The 16,695-nt window shown below is 70.0% G+C and carries 12 protein-coding genes; 7 read left to right on the top strand and 5 right to left on the bottom strand.

Going from position 1 to position 16,695, the window contains the following annotated elements:
* Positions 1 to 12: 12 nt before the first annotated feature.
* The 3 genes from dxs (at position 13) to RMT89_RS03820 (ending at position 5,118) form a co-directional block, all read left to right on the top strand.
* Positions 13 to 1,941 carry a 1-deoxy-D-xylulose-5-phosphate synthase gene (gene dxs, locus RMT89_RS03830; RefSeq protein ID WP_315882472.1) on the top strand — a complete coding sequence of 643 codons (1,929 nt, stop codon included), beginning with the start codon at positions 13 to 15 and terminating at the stop codon, positions 1,939 to 1,941.
* A 138-nt stretch (positions 1,942 to 2,079) separates the two neighbouring features.
* Positions 2,080 to 3,603, top strand: coding sequence for an amino acid permease (locus RMT89_RS03825; RefSeq protein WP_315882471.1), 1,524 nt, complete (start codon positions 2,080 to 2,082; stop codon positions 3,601 to 3,603).
* 75 nt (positions 3,604 to 3,678) lie between these two features.
* On the top strand, positions 3,679 to 5,118 hold the full coding sequence (locus RMT89_RS03820) for a glycosyltransferase family 39 protein (RefSeq protein WP_315882470.1): 1,440 nt from the start codon (positions 3,679 to 3,681) through the stop codon (positions 5,116 to 5,118).
* On the opposite strand, the gene RMT89_RS03815 is transcribed toward RMT89_RS03820, so the two are convergent.
* Positions 5,119 to 5,487, bottom strand: coding sequence for an NTP pyrophosphohydrolase (locus RMT89_RS03815; RefSeq protein ID WP_315882469.1), 369 nt, complete (start codon positions 5,485 to 5,487; stop codon positions 5,119 to 5,121).
* 51 nt (positions 5,488 to 5,538) lie between these two features.
* Here RMT89_RS03815 and RMT89_RS03810 point away from each other — a divergent pair, with 51 nt between their 5' ends.
* Positions 5,539 to 6,552 (top strand): hypothetical protein, encoded by a 1,014-nt coding sequence (locus RMT89_RS03810; RefSeq protein WP_315882468.1) that lies wholly within the window; start codon positions 5,539 to 5,541, stop codon positions 6,550 to 6,552.
* A 57-nt stretch (positions 6,553 to 6,609) separates the two neighbouring features.
* Here RMT89_RS03810 and RMT89_RS03805 read toward each other — a convergent pair whose 3' ends face one another.
* From RMT89_RS03805 to RMT89_RS03790, 4 genes are all read right to left on the bottom strand, one after another.
* Positions 6,610 to 8,739, bottom strand: coding sequence for a 3-hydroxyacyl-CoA dehydrogenase NAD-binding domain-containing protein (locus RMT89_RS03805; RefSeq protein WP_315882467.1), 2,130 nt, complete (start codon positions 8,737 to 8,739; stop codon positions 6,610 to 6,612).
* Complete coding sequence (locus RMT89_RS03800) at positions 8,736 to 9,962, bottom strand: acetyl-CoA C-acyltransferase (protein ID WP_315882466.1); 1,227 nt, start codon at positions 9,960 to 9,962, stop codon at positions 8,736 to 8,738. Before RMT89_RS03800 ends, RMT89_RS03805 begins: the two co-directional genes overlap by 4 nt.
* A 123-nt stretch (positions 9,963 to 10,085) precedes the next feature.
* Complete coding sequence (locus tag RMT89_RS03795) at positions 10,086 to 11,114, bottom strand: LacI family DNA-binding transcriptional regulator (RefSeq protein ID WP_315882465.1); 1,029 nt, start codon at positions 11,112 to 11,114, stop codon at positions 10,086 to 10,088.
* Positions 11,111 to 13,480 carry a glycosyl hydrolase 2 galactose-binding domain-containing protein gene (locus RMT89_RS03790; RefSeq protein WP_315882464.1) on the bottom strand — a complete coding sequence of 790 codons (2,370 nt, stop codon included), beginning with the start codon at positions 13,478 to 13,480 and terminating at the stop codon, positions 11,111 to 11,113. Before RMT89_RS03790 ends, RMT89_RS03795 begins: the two co-directional genes overlap by 4 nt.
* A 150-nt stretch (positions 13,481 to 13,630) precedes the next feature.
* Between RMT89_RS03790 and RMT89_RS03785 the strand changes: the two genes are divergently transcribed.
* The 3 genes from RMT89_RS03785 to RMT89_RS03775 are packed head-to-tail and all read left to right on the top strand — an operon-like array spanning position 13,631 to position 16,694.
* Positions 13,631 to 14,932: an ABC transporter substrate-binding protein gene (locus RMT89_RS03785; protein ID WP_315882463.1), complete on the top strand. Its 1,302-nt coding sequence runs from the start codon at positions 13,631 to 13,633 to the stop codon at positions 14,930 to 14,932.
* Positions 14,932 to 15,867, top strand: coding sequence for a sugar ABC transporter permease (locus RMT89_RS03780; protein WP_315882462.1), 936 nt, complete (start codon positions 14,932 to 14,934; stop codon positions 15,865 to 15,867). Before RMT89_RS03785 ends, RMT89_RS03780 begins: the two co-directional genes overlap by 1 nt.
* Entirely contained in the window at positions 15,864 to 16,694 is an 831-nt protein-coding gene (locus tag RMT89_RS03775) for a carbohydrate ABC transporter permease (protein WP_315882461.1), read from the top strand. The genes RMT89_RS03780 and RMT89_RS03775 overlap by 4 nt, the downstream gene beginning before the upstream one ends.
* Position 16,695: the final 1 nt, after the last annotated feature.

Below are 16,695 nucleotides of genomic sequence, written 5' to 3'. Positions count from 1 at the left end.
AAGGAGGCACGGGTGCCGCTGCTGACCCGCATCAGGGGACCGCGCGATCTGGACCGGCTCAGCCTGGAGCAGCTGGACCAGCTGGCAGAGGAGATCCGGACCTTCCTCGTCGACGCCGTCTCCAAGACCGGCGGCCACCTCGGCCCCAACCTCGGTGTGGTGGAGCTGACCATCGCCCTGCACCGGGTCTTCGAGTCGCCCAAGGACAAGGTGCTGTGGGACACCGGCCACCAGTCCTACGTCCACAAGCTCCTCACCGGCCGGCAGGACTTCTCCAGGCTGAAGATGAAGGGCGGCCTGTCCGGCTACCCCTCGCAGGCCGAGTCCGAGCACGACGTCATCGAGAACAGCCACGCCTCGACGGTCCTCGGCTGGGCCGACGGCCTCGCCAAGGCCAACCAGATCCTCGAACGCGACGACCACGTCGTCGCCGTGATCGGTGACGGCGCCCTCACCGGCGGCATGGCCTGGGAGGCGCTGAACAACATCGCCGAGGCCAAGGACCGCCCCCTCGTCATCGTCGTCAACGACAACGAGCGCTCCTACGCCCCCACCATCGGCGGCCTCGCCAACCACCTGGCGACCCTGCGCACGACCGACGGCTACGAACGCTTCCTCGCCCGCACGAAGGACCTCCTCGACCGCACCCCGGTCGTCGGGAAGCCGCTCTACGAGACCCTGCACGGCGCCAAGAAGGGCCTCAAGGACTTCATCGCCCCGCAGGGCATGTTCGAGGACCTCGGCCTCAAGTACGTCGGCCCCATCGACGGCCACGACATCGAGGCACTGGAGTCGGCCCTCGCCCGCGCGAAGCGCTTCGGCGGCCCCGTCATCGTGCACTGCCTCACCGAGAAGGGCCGCGGCTACCAGCCCGCCCTCCAGGACGAGGCGGACCGCTTCCACGCCGTCGGCAAGATCCACCCCGACACGGGCCTGCCGATCGCCTCCTCCGGCGCCGACTGGACCTCCGTCTTCGGCGCCGAGATGGTCGCGCTCGGCAAGGAGCGCGAGGACATCGTCGCCATCACCGCCGCCATGCTCCAGCCGGTCGGCCTGGACAAGTTCGCCAAGGCCTTCCCCGAGCGGGTCTACGACGTCGGCATCGCCGAGCAGCACGGCGCCGTCTCCGCGGCGGGCCTGGCCACCGGCGGACTGCACCCGGTCTTCGCGGTGTACGCCACCTTCCTCAACCGCGCCTTCGACCAGGTGCTGATGGACGTGGCCCTGCACAAGTGCGGGGTGACCTTCGTGCTGGACCGGGCCGGCGTCACCGGCACCGACGGCGCCTCCCACAACGGCATGTGGGACATGTCGATCCTCCAGGTCGTGCCCGGTCTCAGGCTCGCCGCCCCGCGCGACGCCGACCAGGTCCGCGCCCAGCTCCGCGAGGCCGTCGAGGTCAAGGACGCGCCGACCGTGGTCCGCTTCTCCAAGGGTGCCGTCGGCCCCGCCGTACCCGCCGTGGGCCGCGTCGGCGGCATGGACGTCCTGCGCGAGCCGGGCACCGACCGGCCCGATGTGCTGCTGGTCTCCGTGGGCGCCCTCGCCCCGATGTGCCTGGAGATCGCCGCCCTCCTCGACAAGCAGGGCATCTCCACCACCGTCGTCGACCCGCGCTGGGTCAAGCCCGTCGACGAGGCCATGGCTCCCCTGGCGGAGCGGCACCGTGTGGTCGTCACCGTCGAGGACAACTCCCGCGTCGGCGGCGTCGGCTCCGCCGTCGCCCAGGCGCTGCGCGACGCCGGCGTCGATGTCCCGCTGCGTGACTTCGGCATCCCGCCGCGCTTCCTCGACCACGCCTCGCGCGCCGAGGTGATGGCCGAGATCGGCCTGACGGCCCCGGACATCGCCCGCCAGGTCACCGGCCTGGTGTCGAAGCTGGACGGACGGTACGACCGCTCCCCGGCCGAGGTCGACTCGGTGGAGCCCGCCCGCGACTGAGTACCGCCGAATGGGCCGGTCCCACCCCCCCTTGCGGTGGTGGAACCGGCCCATCCGTGTGACATCGCTTGTGTCAGGGCATACGCACCACGCCCCCTCTCGATCATGTCGAGGACGACAAGCGTCGGAGGTACGCCCATGAGCAGCACCCTCTTCCGGACGAAGAAGGTCGAGCAGTCCATCCTCGATACCGAGGAACCCGAGCACGCGCTCAAGAAATCCCTGTCCGCGCTCGATCTGACGGTCTTCGGCGTAGGTGTCATCATCGGCACCGGAATCTTCGTCCTGACCGGCACCGTCGCCAAGAACAACGCCGGGCCCGCCGTCGCGCTGGCTTTCGTCGCCGCCGGCGTCGCCTGCGCGCTCGCCGCGCTCTGCTACGCCGAGTTCGCCTCCACGGTCCCGGTCGCCGGGTCCGCCTACACCTTCTCGTACGCCTCCCTGGGTGAACTGCCCGCCTGGATCATCGGCTGGGACCTGGTCCTGGAGTTCGCGCTCGGTACGGCGGTGGTGGCCGTCGGCTGGTCCGGCTACGTCCAGTCGCTCATGGACAACGCGGGCTGGGAGATGCCCGCGGCCCTCGGCAGCAGGGAGGGCGCGGGCGAGTTCGGCTTCGACATCCTCGCCGCCGCGCTGGTCCTCGTCCTCACCTGCATCCTCGTCCTCGGCATGAAGCTGTCCGCGCGGATCACCTCGCTCGTCGTCGCCATCAAGGTGGCCGTCGTCCTGACCGTGATCATCGCGGGCGCGTTCCTCATCGACGGCGACAACTACGACCCCTTCATCCCCAAGCAGCAGGCCGTGGACGCCGGGGAGAGTCTCCAGGCCCCGCTGATCCAGCTCATGTTCGGCTGGGCGCCCTCCAACTTCGGTGTGATGGGCATCTTCACCGCCGCCTCGGTCGTCTTCTTCGCCTTCATCGGCTTCGACGTCGTGGCGACCGCCGCCGAGGAGACCAAGAACCCGCAGCGCGACATGCCGCGCGGCATCATCGGTTCGCTCCTCATCTGCACCACGCTGTACGTCGCCGTGTCGATCGTGGTCACGGGCATGCAGCCCTACAGCGAGCTGTCCGTGGACGCCCCGCTCGCCGACGCGTTCAAAGCCACCGGACATCCCTGGTTCGCGGGCTTCATCAGCTTCGGCGCCGCGGTCGGCCTGACGACGGTCTGCATGATCCTGCTGCTCGGCCAGACCCGCGTGTTCTTCGCGATGAGCCGCGACGGACTGCTGCCGCGCTTCTTCTCCCATGTCCACCCGAAGTTCAGGACCCCGCACCGGCCGACCATCCTGCTCGGCGTGATCATCGCGATCCTCGCCGGCTTCACCCCGCTGACCGAACTGGCCGCCCTGGTGAACATCGGCACGCTGTTCGCCTTCGTGGTCGTCGCGATCGGCGTGCTGGTCCTCCGCAGGACCCGCCCCGACCTGCACCGGTCCTTCCGCACCCCGTGGGTGCCGGTCATCCCGGTCCTGTCGGTGTGCGCCTCGCTCTGGCTGATGATCAACCTGCCCGCCGAGACCTGGGTCCGATTCGGGATCTGGATGGTCGGCGGCTTCTTCGTGTACTTCCTGTACGGCCGTTCGCACAGCCGTCTGGGCCGCCACGAGGAGACCACGGTCGGCCAGATCATGAAGCCGCCACGGGGTGACGCTCAGTAGCGATCCCGGTTTGCTGTCCCGGCCCCGTATGTCCTGCTCAGGCAGGGACTGCGGGGCCGGATAGCGTGCACTTCCATGGACGCCGAGCCCCAGGCCCCGCAACGCTCCGTCACCGCGTCGCGAGTCGGCCGCGGTTACTGGCGCCGCCTGCTGCCGATGCTGACGGCCCTGGCCTGCCTCACCCGCGTCCCGTCCTTCGCCCACCCCCTGTGGAACCCCGACGAGGGCTATCTGGCCGTACAGGCGCGCCTGCTGGCCCACGGCGGGGAGCTGTACGAGACGGTCGTGGACCGCAAGCCCCCGCTCGTACCGTGGCTGTACCAGGGGGCGTTCGCGCTGGCGGGCTCGGACTCGCTGGTGTCGGTGCGGCTGCTCGCCGTACTGGCCCAGCTGCTGACCGCTGTGCTCCTGGCCGCCCTGGCCCGGCGCCGTTGGGGAGACACGGCGGGTCGCACGGCCGGAGTGCTGTATCTGCTGATCTCCGTCGGCCTGAACCCCGAGGACGCGCAGGCGGCCGGCTTCGAGGTGTTCATGCTGCCGTGCACGGCGGCCGCGATGTGGTGCGCGGACCGCGGGCGCTGGGCCGCCGCGGGCACGGCGGTCGGCTGCGCGTTCCTCGCCAAGCAGACGGGCGGGGCGGTGCTGTTGCCCGTGCTGTGGCTGTGCGGTGCGTCATGGGGCGGGCTGCTGCGGGTCGCGGCGGGGGCCGCGGTGCCGGTACTGACGGCGGCGGTGCTGACCGACCCGGAGGGGTTCCTGTTCTGGACGGTCACGGGATCGGGCGCGTACGCGTCCTTCACGGGCTCCGAACTCCACGTCCTGGCAAGGGCCCTGACGAACACGGCGATCCTGACGGGGGCCTGCGCGGGCCTGCTCCCGCCGGTGGTACGGGCGTTGCGGACCGGGCGGCCGGGGCCGGCGGACCTGTGGCTGTGGCTGGCGGCGTCGGTGGGGGCGGTCGTGCTGGGCTTCCACTTCTTCGGCCACTACTACCTGCAACTGACCCCGCCGCTGGCTCTGTTGGCGACGGCAGCGCTGCGGGTCCTGCCCCGGGCCCACCGCATGCGTACGGTCGTGACCTCGGCCTGCTGCTGCACCCTGTTCCTGACCTGGGGCCTGCTGGCCCCGCGCCCGGAACTGGCCCACGCCCAGCGCCTGGCGGACGCGATCGCCCACCGCACCGCACCGGGCGACCGGATCCTGCTGTGGGGCATACACCCGGAGACGTACTGGCTGTCGCACCGCACCCCGGCCACCCGCTATCTGACGGCGGGTTTCCTCACGAACTACAGCGGCGGCAGGGACGGCCCACGGGTGGGCGAGAAGTACGCGATGGAGGGCGCCTGGTCCACGCTCCAGAGGGAACTGGCCGCCCACCCACCGCGGTTGATCATCGACGACTCCCGGGGCAAGCCGTACGCCCCCGAACGGATCCGGTCCCTGCGACGGCTGTTGGAGGGGTACGAGGAGGTGGCGGTGGTGGACGGCGCGGTCCTGCACGTCCGGGCGCCGTAGTCACGGCCGTACCGTCCGGGGCCCCGCCACCTCCGCCCCCAGCTCCTCGACCCGTCTGCGCAGCTCCCGGTCCGCCGTCACCACCAGGCACGGGCGCTCGGCGGCCCGCGCGGCCACCAGGCCCACCATGTGGTCGTCCCCGCTGCCCTCCGCGGACTCCACCCGCACGCCCGCCACCGAGGAGACCCCCCGAGCCGCCCCCTCGACCACGAGCACGATCTCCACCGGCCCCGCCCGGCCCGGCACCCCGTCCGCCGCCAGCCGGTCCCTGAGCCGCTCGGCCGCCCCCTTCCGGTCCCGCCACCACCCGTCCGGCACCGACCCGACGACGTTCGCGGCATCGACGATCACAAGCAAGGCAGACTCCATGGGCCCAGGGTCGCACGCGGTGCCCGGGACGCCCCCGTTTAGAGTGATCCGGTGAACGGCGACTGGCTCATACGCGGTCGAGATGGCCGCCTCAGCGTCTACTGGCACACCCAGGACGCCGTCCTGTGCCGTGCGGAGCAGGTCCCCGGCGGGCGCTGGGACGTCCCGCGCCGCGTGGGCGGTGAGCAGAAGGTGCAGATGGGCTTCGCCCTGGGCCAGGGCGCGGACGGTTACGCCCATCTCGTCGCCTGGCGGCCCACCCGTTCGGGTGAATCGGGCCTGGTTCATTCCACGCACTTCCGCCCGCTCCTCGCCGCCCTGGACTGGCTCCCCATCGGCCACCCCAACAAGCAGGGCGAGCGCACCGGCACCCCGGCGGTCGCCGTCGACGCGGAGGGCCGCGCGTACCTCTTCGTACGCAATCGCGGCAAGGGCGTCCACACCATCAACCAGAAGGAACGCGGCGGCTGGAACGGCTGGCACGACCTGAAGGGCTCCAAGGTGGGCGAGGAACTCGTCGCCCTCACCGCCGAGTCGGGCCTGGTCGAGGTGTACGCCACCTACCCGACCGGCGTTCTGCGCTGGCTCCAGCAGGAACCCGGCGGCCGCCCGGTCGCCGCCGACCCCTTGGCCGTACGGATCGCGCCCGGGACGCTCAGCGCCCTGCCGACCTCGAAGGAGCACACGACCCTCTTCTTCGCGGACCCCGAGGGCCTGCTCCACGCCTGGCGTCCGGACGGCGACCCGATGCCCCTGCTCGCCGCCGCGGGCCCGGGGCCGGTGTCCGCGATCCGCTGCGTCCTGGACGGCCACGACTGCACCCTGCTCGCCCAGCGCTCGTCCTCCGGCCGGGTGGCGTTCGCCGCGTATCCGACGGAGCAGGAGTCGGCGGGTCTGTGGTGGACGGAGTCGGGACCGGCCCTCCCGGCGGGCACCAGGGTCGCGGTGGCGGAGGACGCGGAGGGGCGGGTGGTGGCCGCGACGTTGACCCCGGACGGGGGCCTGCGACTGGCCCGGCAGAAGGACGAGCCGGGGCTGGCGCTGGCGGCTTGGCGGACGGTGTGAGCAACGGGAGGAGGGCCCCCGCCGAGGCGGAGGCCCTCTTCACAGCCGTGCGAGAAGTTACGCCGGAACCGAAGCCACGCCCGGCGCCAGGAACTTCTTGCCGTTCACGCGCTCGGAGACACCTTCGCGGTCCAGGTACGGCGTGATGCCGCCCAGGTGGAAGGGCCAGCCGGCACCCGTGATCAGGCAGAGGTCGATGTCCTGGGCCTCGGCGACGACGCCCTCGTCGAGCATCAGCCCGATCTCCTGGGCGACGGCGTCCAGGACGCGCTCGCGGACCTGCTCCTCGGTCAGGACGACATCGCCCTGCTTCAGCAGCGCGGCGACCTCCGGGTCCAGCTCCGGCTTGCCGGAGTCGTAGACGTAGAAGCCGCGCTTGCCCGCCTTGACGACGGCCGCGAGGTTCGGGGAGACCGTGAAGCGGTCCGGGAAGGCCCGGTTGAGGGTCTCCGAGACATGCAGACCGATCGCGGGACCGACCAGCTCCAGGAGCACCAGCGGGGACATCGGCAGACCGAGCGGCTCCACGGCCTTCTCGGCGACCTCGACCGGGGTGCCCTCGTCGATGACGTTCTGGATCTCGCCCATGAAGCGGGTGAGGATGCGGTTCACGACGAACGCCGGGGCGTCCTTCACCAGAACCGCGGTCTTCTTCAGCTTCTTGGCGACGGCGAAGGCCGTGGCCAGCGAGGCGTCGTCGGTCTGCTCACCGCGGACGATCTCCAGCAGCGGCAGGACCGCCACCGGGTTGAAGAAGTGGAAGCCGACGACCCGCTCGGGGTTCTTCAGCTTCGACGCCATCTCCGAGACGGAGAGGGAGGAGGTGTTCGTCGCGAAGATGGCGTGCGCCGGGGCGACCGCCTCGACCTCCGCGAACACCTGCTGCTTGACGCCGATCTCCTCGAAGACGGCCTCGATGATGAAGTCCGCGTCCGCGAAGCCCTCGGCCTTGTCCAGGACACCGGTGACCAGGGCCTTGAGGCGGTTGGCCTTGTCCTGGTTGATACGGCCCTTGCCGAGCAGCTTCTCGATCTCGGCGTGGACGTAGCCCACACCCTTGTCGACGCGCTCCTGGTCGATGTCGGTCAGCACGACCGGCACCTCAAGGCGGCGCAGGAAGAGCAGCGCGAGCTGGGAGGCCATCAGACCGGCGCCGACGACACCGACCTTGGTGACCGGGCGGGCCAGGTTCTTGTCCGGGGCACCGGCGGGGCGCTTGCCGCGCTTCTGCACCAGGTTGAACGCGTAGATGCCGGCGCGCAGTTCGCCACCCATGATCAGGTCGGCGAGCGCCTTGTCCTCGGCGTCGTACCCCTGCTGGAGGTCGCCGTTCTTGGCGGCGGCGATGATGTCCAGGGCGCGGTAGGCGGCCGGAGCGGCGCCGTGCACCTTGGAGTCCGCGATGAAACGGCCCTTGGCGACAGCCTGGTCCCAGGCTTCGCCGCGGTCGATGACCGGACGCTCGACCTCGACGTCGCCCTTCAGCACCTGGGCGGTCCAGATCAGCGACTGCTCCAGGAAGTCGGCGCCCTCGAAGATGGCGTCGGCGATGCCCAGGTCGAAGACCTGCTGGCCCTTGAGCTGCTTGTTCTGGTTGAGGCTGTTCTCGATGATCACCGAGACGGCCTTGTCGGCACCGATCAGGTTCGGCAGGATCGTGCAGCCGCCCCAGCCGGGGACCAGACCGAGGAAGACCTCGGGGAGCGAGAAGGCCGGGAGGGCCTTGGAGACCGTGCGGTACTTGCAGTGCAGACCGACCTCGACACCGCCGCCCATGGCCGCGCCGTTGTAGTACGCGAAGGTCGGCACCGCGAGACCCCCGAGGCGCTTGAAGACCTCGTGGCCGCCCTTGCCGATGGCGAGCGCGTCGTCGTGCTTCTTCAGCAGCTCGACGCCCTTGAGGTCGGCGCCGACCGCGAAGATGAACGGCTTGCCGGTGACGCCGACACCGACGATGTCGCCGTCCGCGGCCTCCTTCTCGACCTGGTCGATGGCGGTGTTGAGGTTCGCCAGCGACTGCGGGCCGAAGGTGGTCGGCTTGGTGTGGTCGAAGCCGTTGTCCAGCGTGATCAGGGCGAAGCGCCCGGCGCCGAACGGCAGGTCGAGGTGGCGTACGTGCGCCCGGGTGACGACCTCGTCCGGGAACAGCTCGGCCGCGCCCTTCAGGAGCTCAGCGGTGGTGCTCACTTGTTGCCTCCGGCGTCCTTGTGGTGCGGGTTCTCCCAGATCACCGTGGCGCCCATGCCGAAGCCGACGCACATGGTGGTGAGGCCGTAACGGACCTCCGGCTGCTCCTCGAACTGGCGGGCCAGCTGCGTCATCAGACGCACGCCGGAGGAGGCCAGCGGGTGACCGTAGGCGATGGCGCCGCCGTACTGGTTGACGCGCGCGTCGTCGTCGGCGATGCCGTAGTGCTCCAGGAAGGCGAGCACCTGGACGGCGAAGGCCTCGTTGATCTCGAAGAGGTTGATGTCCTCGATCGACAGGCCGGCCTTGGCGAGAGCCTTCTCCGTCGCCGGGATCGGGCCGTAGCCCATGACCTCCGGCTCGACGCCCGCGAAGGCGTAGGAGACCAGGCGCATCTTCACCGGGAGGTTGTTCTCGCGGGCGAAGTCCTCGGACGCGATGACCGAGGCGGTGGCCCCGTCGTTCAGACCGGCCGCGTTACCGGCGGTGACCCGGCCGTGGACGCGGAACGGGGTCTTCAGACCGGCCAGGCTCTCCAGCGTCGTACCCGGGCGCATCGGCTCGTCGGCGGTGACCAGGCCCCAGCCCGTCTCACCGGCCTCCGCGTTGGTGCGACGCACCGAGACCGGCACCAGGTCCTGCTGGATCTTGCCGTTGGCGTAAGCCTTGGCGGCCTTCTCCTGCGACCGCACCGCGTACTCGTCGGCGCGCTGCTTGGTGATCGTCGGGTAGCGGTCGTGCAGGTTCTCGGCGGTCATGCCCATGAACAGGGCCGACTCGTCGACCAGCTTCTCGCTGACGAACCGCGGGTTCGGGTCCACGCCCTCGCCCATCGGGTGGCGGCCCATGTGCTCGACACCACCGGCGATGACGGCGTCGTAGGCGCCGAAGGCGATGGAGCCGGCGACCGTGGTGACAGCGGTCAGGGCGCCGGCGCACATGCGGTCGACGGAGTAGCCGGGCACCGACTGCGGGAGGCCCGCGAGGATGCCGGCGGTGCGGCCGATGGTGAGGCCCTGGTCACCGATCTGCGTGGTCGCGGCGATGGCGACCTCGTCGATCTGCTTCGGGTCGAGACCGGGGTTGCGGCGCAGCAGCTCCCGGATCGCCTTCACGACAAGGTCGTCGGCACGGGTCTCGTGGTAGATGCCCTTCGGGCCCGCCTTGCCGAACGGGGTGCGGACGCCGTCGACGAAGACGACGTCCCTGACGGTACGAGGCACGATGGCTCTCCTCCAGGGTGCGGGACTGCACTGCTGCGGCACGCATGCACTGAGCGCGCGCTTACGACCATGCTACTTATGAGTAACGTAGCTGCCCAGCCCCGCAGAACCAAGCGGTGAAGGTCACACCCGCGGGGGTGCCGTCGATCCGCGTGGGGTGAGGACCGGGGTGGGTACGGGATGCGACCCGGGCCCCTCTCCCGTGATCACCCCGAACAGGGTCCGCGCCACATCCGCCCCGAACCCGTGCACGTCATGACTCATCGCGGACAGGGTCGGATGCGTGAGGCGGCACAGCTGGGAGTCGTCCCAGGCCAGCAGTGACACGTCATCCGGCACGCGCAGCCCCATCTCCGCCGCCACCGACAACCCCGCCACCGCCATGATGTCGTTGTCGTACACGATCGCCGTGGGCCGGTCCGGCGCCGCCGCCGTCAGCAGCGACCTCGTCGCCCGCGCCCCCGCGTCCCCCGAGAAGTCCGTCGCCACCTGCCACGCCCCCGCCAGGGCCAGCGAACGCGCCGCCTCGTCGAAGGCCGCCGTACGGATCGAGGTGTGCCCCAGTGCCGCCGCCCCGCCCACCCTGGCGATCCGGCGGTGCCCGAGCGCGGCCAGATACCGCACGGCCTCCGTCACGGCCGTGGCGTCGTCGGTCCACACCGAGGGCAGCCCACCGGTCAGCGACGGGTGCCCTACGGCGACCACCGGCATCCCGAGCCGCTGCACGGCCGCCACCCGGGGATCGTCCGCCCGGAAGTCGACCAGGATCGAACCCCCGATCTGCCGCCCCCGCCACCACGTCTCCTGGATCCCGACCTCCTCCTCCACGTTCCGCACCAGCCGCAGCAGCAGCGAGCAGGACTGCTCGGTCAGCACGCTCTCCACGCCCGAGACGAACTCCATGTAGAAGGGTTCGAGCCCGAGCAGCCTGGCGGGCCGGCAGATCGCGAGCCCCACGACGTCCACCCGCGCCCCGGCCAGCGACCGCGCGGTGAGGCTGGGCGCCCAGCCCAGCTCACGGGCGGCCCGGAAGATCCGGTCCCGGGTCGCCTCGGAGAGCCCCGGCTTGTGGTTGAAGGCGAGGGACACGGCACCCTTGGACACCCCCGCACGCGCGGCGACGTCCTTGATGGTGACGCGGTCAGTGGTCATCGGGATGGCTCCACGCAGTACAGGGCCGAACGGGCGGTCTCGGGATCCGGAGTCTCCCAGCCCCGCACCCCGATGGTCACCTCTTCGCCGGGCAGCAGTGTCACCAGCCCCCGGTCCGCCCGCGCACCGGGGGCCAGCCGATCGGCCTGGAGCAGCAGATCCCGTACGAGGGTCAGGGCCGTCACCCGCACTCCGCCCGGCACGATCTCGACCTCGAACTCCGGCCGGGGATAGGGGATGTCCCGGTCAGGGGCGGGAAAGTGCAGGGCCCGCAACCCGTCGGCGTCGGCGACCAGGAACTCCTTGGGACCGGCCGGCTCCAGCTCCCGGTCCACCCCGACCAGGGCCACCGTCCGCCCCTCGGCCGTGAACTCCGAGCGCGCCTCGCCGATGACCACTCCCTCGACGGACATACGGCGCAGCCGCACCGCCCCCGCCCACACCCGCGCCCCCTGATTGACGGCGGCCGACACCAGCCCCCGCTCCCGCACTTGAAGCGTCAGCAGCCGGTCCGCGTACAGCCGCCGCAGCTCGTGATAGAGCGGCTTCTCCCGCCCGTCCCCGTCGATCGCGGCCCATGAGGTCACCGGCCAGCAGTCGTTGAGCTGCCACAGCACCGTGCCCGCGCACACCGGCCAGTGCGACCGCCAGTGCTCGATCCCGGTGGCGACCGCACGTGCCTGGTTGACCTGCGTGAGGTAGTGCCAGCGGTCGAAGTCCCCCTCGGGGACGGCGAAATGCCGCTCCAGGCCCCGCCTCAGCTTGCCGTTGCCGTCGTCGGCCTTCTGGTGGTGCAGCATGCCGGGGGAGTCGGCCGCGAGCTCCTCACCCGGAAGGGCCCGCCGAAGCGTCGCGTACGCGGGCGGCGCCTGCCAGCCGAACTCGGCCATGAACCGCGGCACATGGGCGCGGTACTCCGCGTAGTCCTCCCGGTTCCACACCTCCCACGAGTGATGCGTCCCGTGCGCCGGATCGTTCGGATGCCGCTCCCAGCTTCCGGACCACGGACTGCCCGCCGCATAGGGCCGCGTCGGATCCAACTCGGCGACCACCCGCGGCAGTACGCCCAGGTAGTACCCCTCGCCCCAGGACTCACCGGCCAGCGCCCGGTCCCACCCCCAGTCCCGGAAACCCCACAGGTTCTCGTTGTTGCCGTTCCACAGCACCAGCGAGGGATGCGGCATCAGCCGTACGACGTTCTCGCGGGCCTCCGCTTCGACCTCCCCGCGCAGCGGCTGCTCCTCGGGGTAGGCGGCGCAGGCGAAGGGGAAGTCCTGCCAGACCAGCAGCCCCAGCTCGTCGCAGGTGTCGTAGAAGTCCTCGCTCTCATAGATCCCGCCGCCCCAGACCCGCACCAGGTCCACGCCCGCGTCGGCCGCCTGGCCGAGGCGCTCCCGGTAGCGCGCCCGCGTCACCCGGGACGGGAAGACGTCGTCCGGGATCCAGTTGACGCCCCGCGCGAAGAGCCGTTCCCCGTTGACGACGAAGGTGAAGCCGGTGCCGTGGGCGTCGGCCGACCGGTCAAGTTCGACGGTGCGGAAACCGATCCGCCGACGCCACACATCCAGCGGCTCGTCCCCGTGCAGCAGCGTCAACTCGACGTCGTACAGCGGCTGTTCACCGTAACCGCGCGGCCACCACAGGCGCGGCGACGGCACCTCAAGACGTACCGACCCCTGCGTGCCGTCGACCGAGGCGCGCGCCCGCACTCCGCCGACCGTCGCCTCGACCGTCAGCGGTGCCTCCACGCGGGTCCGCTCCACGTCGACGGCCAACTCCACGCGTCCCACGCCTGGTTCGACGGTCACCAGCGGGCGGACCCGCGCGATCCTGGCCGTCGACCAGTGCTCCAGTCGCACCGGCCGCCAGATCCCCGCCGTCACCAGGGTCGGCCCCCAGTCCCAGCCGAAGGAGCAGGCCATCTTGCGTACGTACGCGAAGGGTTCGGCGTAGGCCGCGGGCCGTTCGCCGAGTTTGCCGCGCATCGCCTCGGCCTCGGTGTACGCGGAGACGAACCGCACGGACAGGCGTCCGGTCAGGCCGGTCACGTCGAAGCGGTGGGAGCGGTGCATGTTGCGGACGCGGCCCAGCAGCCGCCCGTCCAGCAGGATCTCGGCGACCGTGTCGAGGCCGTCGAAGGCGAGGTCGGTCTGCTCGTGTGCGGAGGCCGCGCTCAGGTCCCGCTCGTACGTCCAGTCCCGCCGGCCCACCCAGGCGACCTCGGTCTCGTTGCGTCCGAGAAAGGGGTCCGGGATCACCCCGGCCGCCAGCAGATCGGTGTGCACGCACCCCGGCACCGCGGCCGGGAGCTCCGCCCTGTCGTGCCGCAGGATCCATCCCTCGCCCAGCGGTGTGGCCTCCAGCATGCGCACTCCTAAACCGGTCAACCCCAGTGTGGGGCAAGTTTTTTCCGTCGTTGGCGGGATAGGGACTTTACCGGTCGAGAAAGCGCTGTCAGAGTTCCGAACCAGCCAACCCGCACGTGCTCGTCCGTCTCGTGAACGGAGCTGATGCACATGTACCGCCGTACAGTCCTCGCCATGGTCACGGGTGCCGCCCTGCTGCTCTCGGCGTGCACCGGCACCGGAGGTTCGTCCAAGGGGGCGGACGCCAAGGCGCCCACCGACCCGGCCAAGGTCAGCGGAACCATCAAGGTCCTCACCGTCCGCACCGACCTCGTGCAGGACGGCACGATGGACAAGTACGCCGCCGAGTTCAACAAGACCTATCCGAAGGTCAAGGTCGAGTTCGAGGCGCTCACCAACTACGAGTCCGAAGTGAAGATCCGTATGAACACGGAGAACTACGGCGACGTCCTGCTGATCCCCGCGGTGATCAAGAAGGCGGACTACCCCAAGTTCTTCGCCTCGCTGGGCACCGTGCAGGAGCGCAGCGAGAAGTACCGCTTCACCGACTTCACCGCCGTCGACGGCAAGGTCTACGGCCAGAGCCCGGTCGGTGTGACCCCCGGCTTCGTCTACAACAAGAGGGTCTGGCGGGAGGCCGGCGTCACCGAATGGCCCACCACCCCGGCCGAGTTCCTCACCGCGCTGAAGGCGATCAAGTCCAGGACGGACGCCGTCCCGTACTACACCAACTTCGCCGCCGGCTGGACGCTGACCTCCTGGACGTACGTCAACGGCTCGGTCCACTGCGATCCGGGGGCCACCACCAAGCTGGCCGAGGGGGACCCTTGGGCCGAGGGCGCCGAACTGCGCGTCGGTGACACGCTGCTGCACGACATCGTCAAGCAGGGCCTGGCCGAGAAGGACCCCACCACCACCAACTGGGAGGAGTCCAAGGCCCGTACGGCCAAGGGCGAGATCGCCACGCAGTGGCTCGGCACCTGGGCGATCGTCCAGTTCCGGGACGCCGCGAAGCAGGCCGGGGTGAACCCCGACGACATCGGCTTCATGCCCTTCCCGTCCCAGACGGACGGAAAGTTCTGCGCCGCGGTCGCCCCCGACTACAACCAGGCGGTCAACGTCAACTCGAAGCACAAGGGCGCGGCCCGCGCCTGGATCGACTGGTTCACCGACAAGTCCGGCTACGACAAGGACAATCTGGCGATCTCCCCGCTCAAGAACGCCCCGCTGCCCGCCGTGCTGCAGCCCTACGAGGACGCGGGCGTGAAGTTCATCGAGGTGGACGACTCCAAGGGCGCCGAGGTCAAGCAGATCGACAACCAGTCGGAGACCGGCATCTACGCCCCCGAGTACCGCCAGAAGCTGGTGGACCTCGCCCGGGGCGCCACAAAGGGCAGCCTCGACGACTTCTTCGCCGATCTCAGCGAGCGGTGGACCGAGGCGCAGCGCTGATGGCCGCCACCGCGCAGCGGGCGGCCGAGAAGACGGCAGCGGGGGCGGAGAGGGCCGCCCCCGCCCGGGGACGCGGTCGGCAGGGTATGACGCCGTGGCTGTTCCTGGTCGCCCCGCTCACGCTGCTGATCGTCTTCACCTACGCGCCGATCGCCAACATGGTCGCGTACAGCTTCACCGACTGGGACGGTGTGAGCCCCGAGCTGAACTACACGGGCGCCGACAACTACACGGAGATCTTCACCCGCGAGGACCTCTTCCGGGTGTTCTTCGTCAGCGGCTACTACCTCGCCGCCTCGGCCGTCCAGATCGCGGCCGCCCTGTACTTCGCAACGATCCTGAGCTTCAACGTCCGCTTCCGGAACTTCTTCAAGGGCGTGCTGTTCTTCCCGTATCTGGTCAACGGGGTCGCCATCGGCTTCGTGTTCCTCTACTTCTTCCAGGACGGCGGCACCCTCGACTCGGTGCTCAGCCTGTTCGGGGTGCACACCGACCACGCCTGGCTCGGTACCTCGACCTCGGCGAACACCTCGCTCGCCGGCGTCTCGGTCTGGCGCTATCTGGGCCTGAACTTCGTGCTCTTCCTGGGCGCGATCCAGTCGGTCCCCGGTGAGCTGTACGAGGCGGCCGAACTGGACGGCGCCAACCGCTGGCACCAGTTCCGCTACATCATCGCGCCGGGCATCAAGCCGGTGCTGAGCCTGACGGTCATCCTCTCGATCTCCGGCTCGCTGTCGGTCTTCGAGATCCCGTACATCATGACCGGCGGGGCGACCGGCACCGAGACCTTCGTCATCCAGACCGTGAACCTGGCCTTCCGCTTCAACAAGACGGGGCTCGCCTCGGCGGCCGCGGTCGTGCTGCTGCTGATCATCCTGCTGGTGACCTGGATCCAGCGGCGCCTCGTCCCCGACGACAAGGTGGACCTCGTATGACGCGACGAGCCGTAGCCCGTACGTTCGTCTACCTGTCGCTGGTCGCGGCGACCGTGGTGGTCCTGCTCCCGCTGGGCGTGGTCCTGCTGACGTCCCTGAAGACCGACCGGGAGATGGCGGAGGCGGACGGGGCCCTCTCGCTCCCGGGCAATCCGCTGAACTTCGACAACTACCTGACGGCGTTCCAGGACGGCCGGATGCTCTCGGCGTTCGGCAACACGGCCCTCATCCTGGTGGTCGCCATCGGCGGCACGGTTCTGATCGGCTCGATGACGGCGTACGCGATCGACCGCTTCACCTTCCGCTTCAGGAAGCTGGTGGTCGCGCTCTTCCTGGTCGCCGCGCTGGTCCCCGGGGTCACCACCCAGGTGGCGACCTTCCAGATCGTCAACAGCTTCGGCATGTTCGACACCCTCTGGGCGCCGATCGTGCTCTACATGGGCACGGACATCGTGTCGATCTACATCTTCCTCCAGTTCGTGCGGTCCATCCCGGTCTCCCTGGACGAATCGGCACGGCTGGAGGGCGCCAACGCCTTCACGATCTACCGCAAGATCATCTTCCCGCTGCTGAAACCGGCGATCGCGACGGTGGTGACAGTGAAGGGGATCACCGTCTACAACGACTTCTACATCCCCTTCCTCTACATGCCCTCCGAAGATCTTGGCGTGATCTCGACGTCGCTGTTCCGCTTCCGCGGTCCGTACGCGGCGCACTGGGAGACGATCTCGGCAGGAGCGGTGCTGGTGATCCTGCCGACGCTGATCGTCTTCCTGTTCCTGCAGCGCTTCATCTACAACGGGTTCATGAGGGGGGCGACCAGGTGAG

Source organism: Streptomyces sp. P17 (assembly GCF_032436805.1).
Taxonomy (GTDB): Bacteria; Actinomycetota; Actinomycetes; order Streptomycetales; family Streptomycetaceae; genus Streptomyces.
The sequence above is the reverse complement of the archived record's forward strand: the minus strand, read 5'-3'. Positions and strand labels throughout refer to the sequence as shown.

What these genes read in the sequence shown, in the direction of transcription:
- RMT89_RS03785 (WP_315882463.1), top strand. Translation starts at nt 13,631, where the DNA reads ATGTACCGCCGTACAGTCCTCGCCATGGTCACGGGTGCCGCCCTGCTG.
- RMT89_RS03775 (WP_315882461.1), top strand. Translation starts at nt 15,864, where the DNA reads ATGACGCGACGAGCCGTAGCCCGTACGTTCGTCTACCTGTCGCTGGTC.
- RMT89_RS03820 (WP_315882470.1), top strand. Translation starts at nt 3,679, where the DNA reads ATGGACGCCGAGCCCCAGGCCCCGCAACGCTCCGTCACCGCGTCGCGA.
- RMT89_RS03795 (WP_315882465.1), bottom strand. Translation starts at nt 11,114, where the DNA reads ATGACCACTGACCGCGTCACCATCAAGGACGTCGCCGCGCGTGCGGGG.
- RMT89_RS03780 (WP_315882462.1), top strand. Translation starts at nt 14,932, where the DNA reads ATGGCCGCCACCGCGCAGCGGGCGGCCGAGAAGACGGCAGCGGGGGCG.
- RMT89_RS03825 (WP_315882471.1), top strand. Translation starts at nt 2,080, where the DNA reads ATGAGCAGCACCCTCTTCCGGACGAAGAAGGTCGAGCAGTCCATCCTC.
- RMT89_RS03815 (WP_315882469.1), bottom strand. Translation starts at nt 5,487, where the DNA reads ATGGAGTCTGCCTTGCTTGTGATCGTCGATGCCGCGAACGTCGTCGGG.
- RMT89_RS03790 (WP_315882464.1), bottom strand. Translation starts at nt 13,480, where the DNA reads ATGCTGGAGGCCACACCGCTGGGCGAGGGATGGATCCTGCGGCACGAC.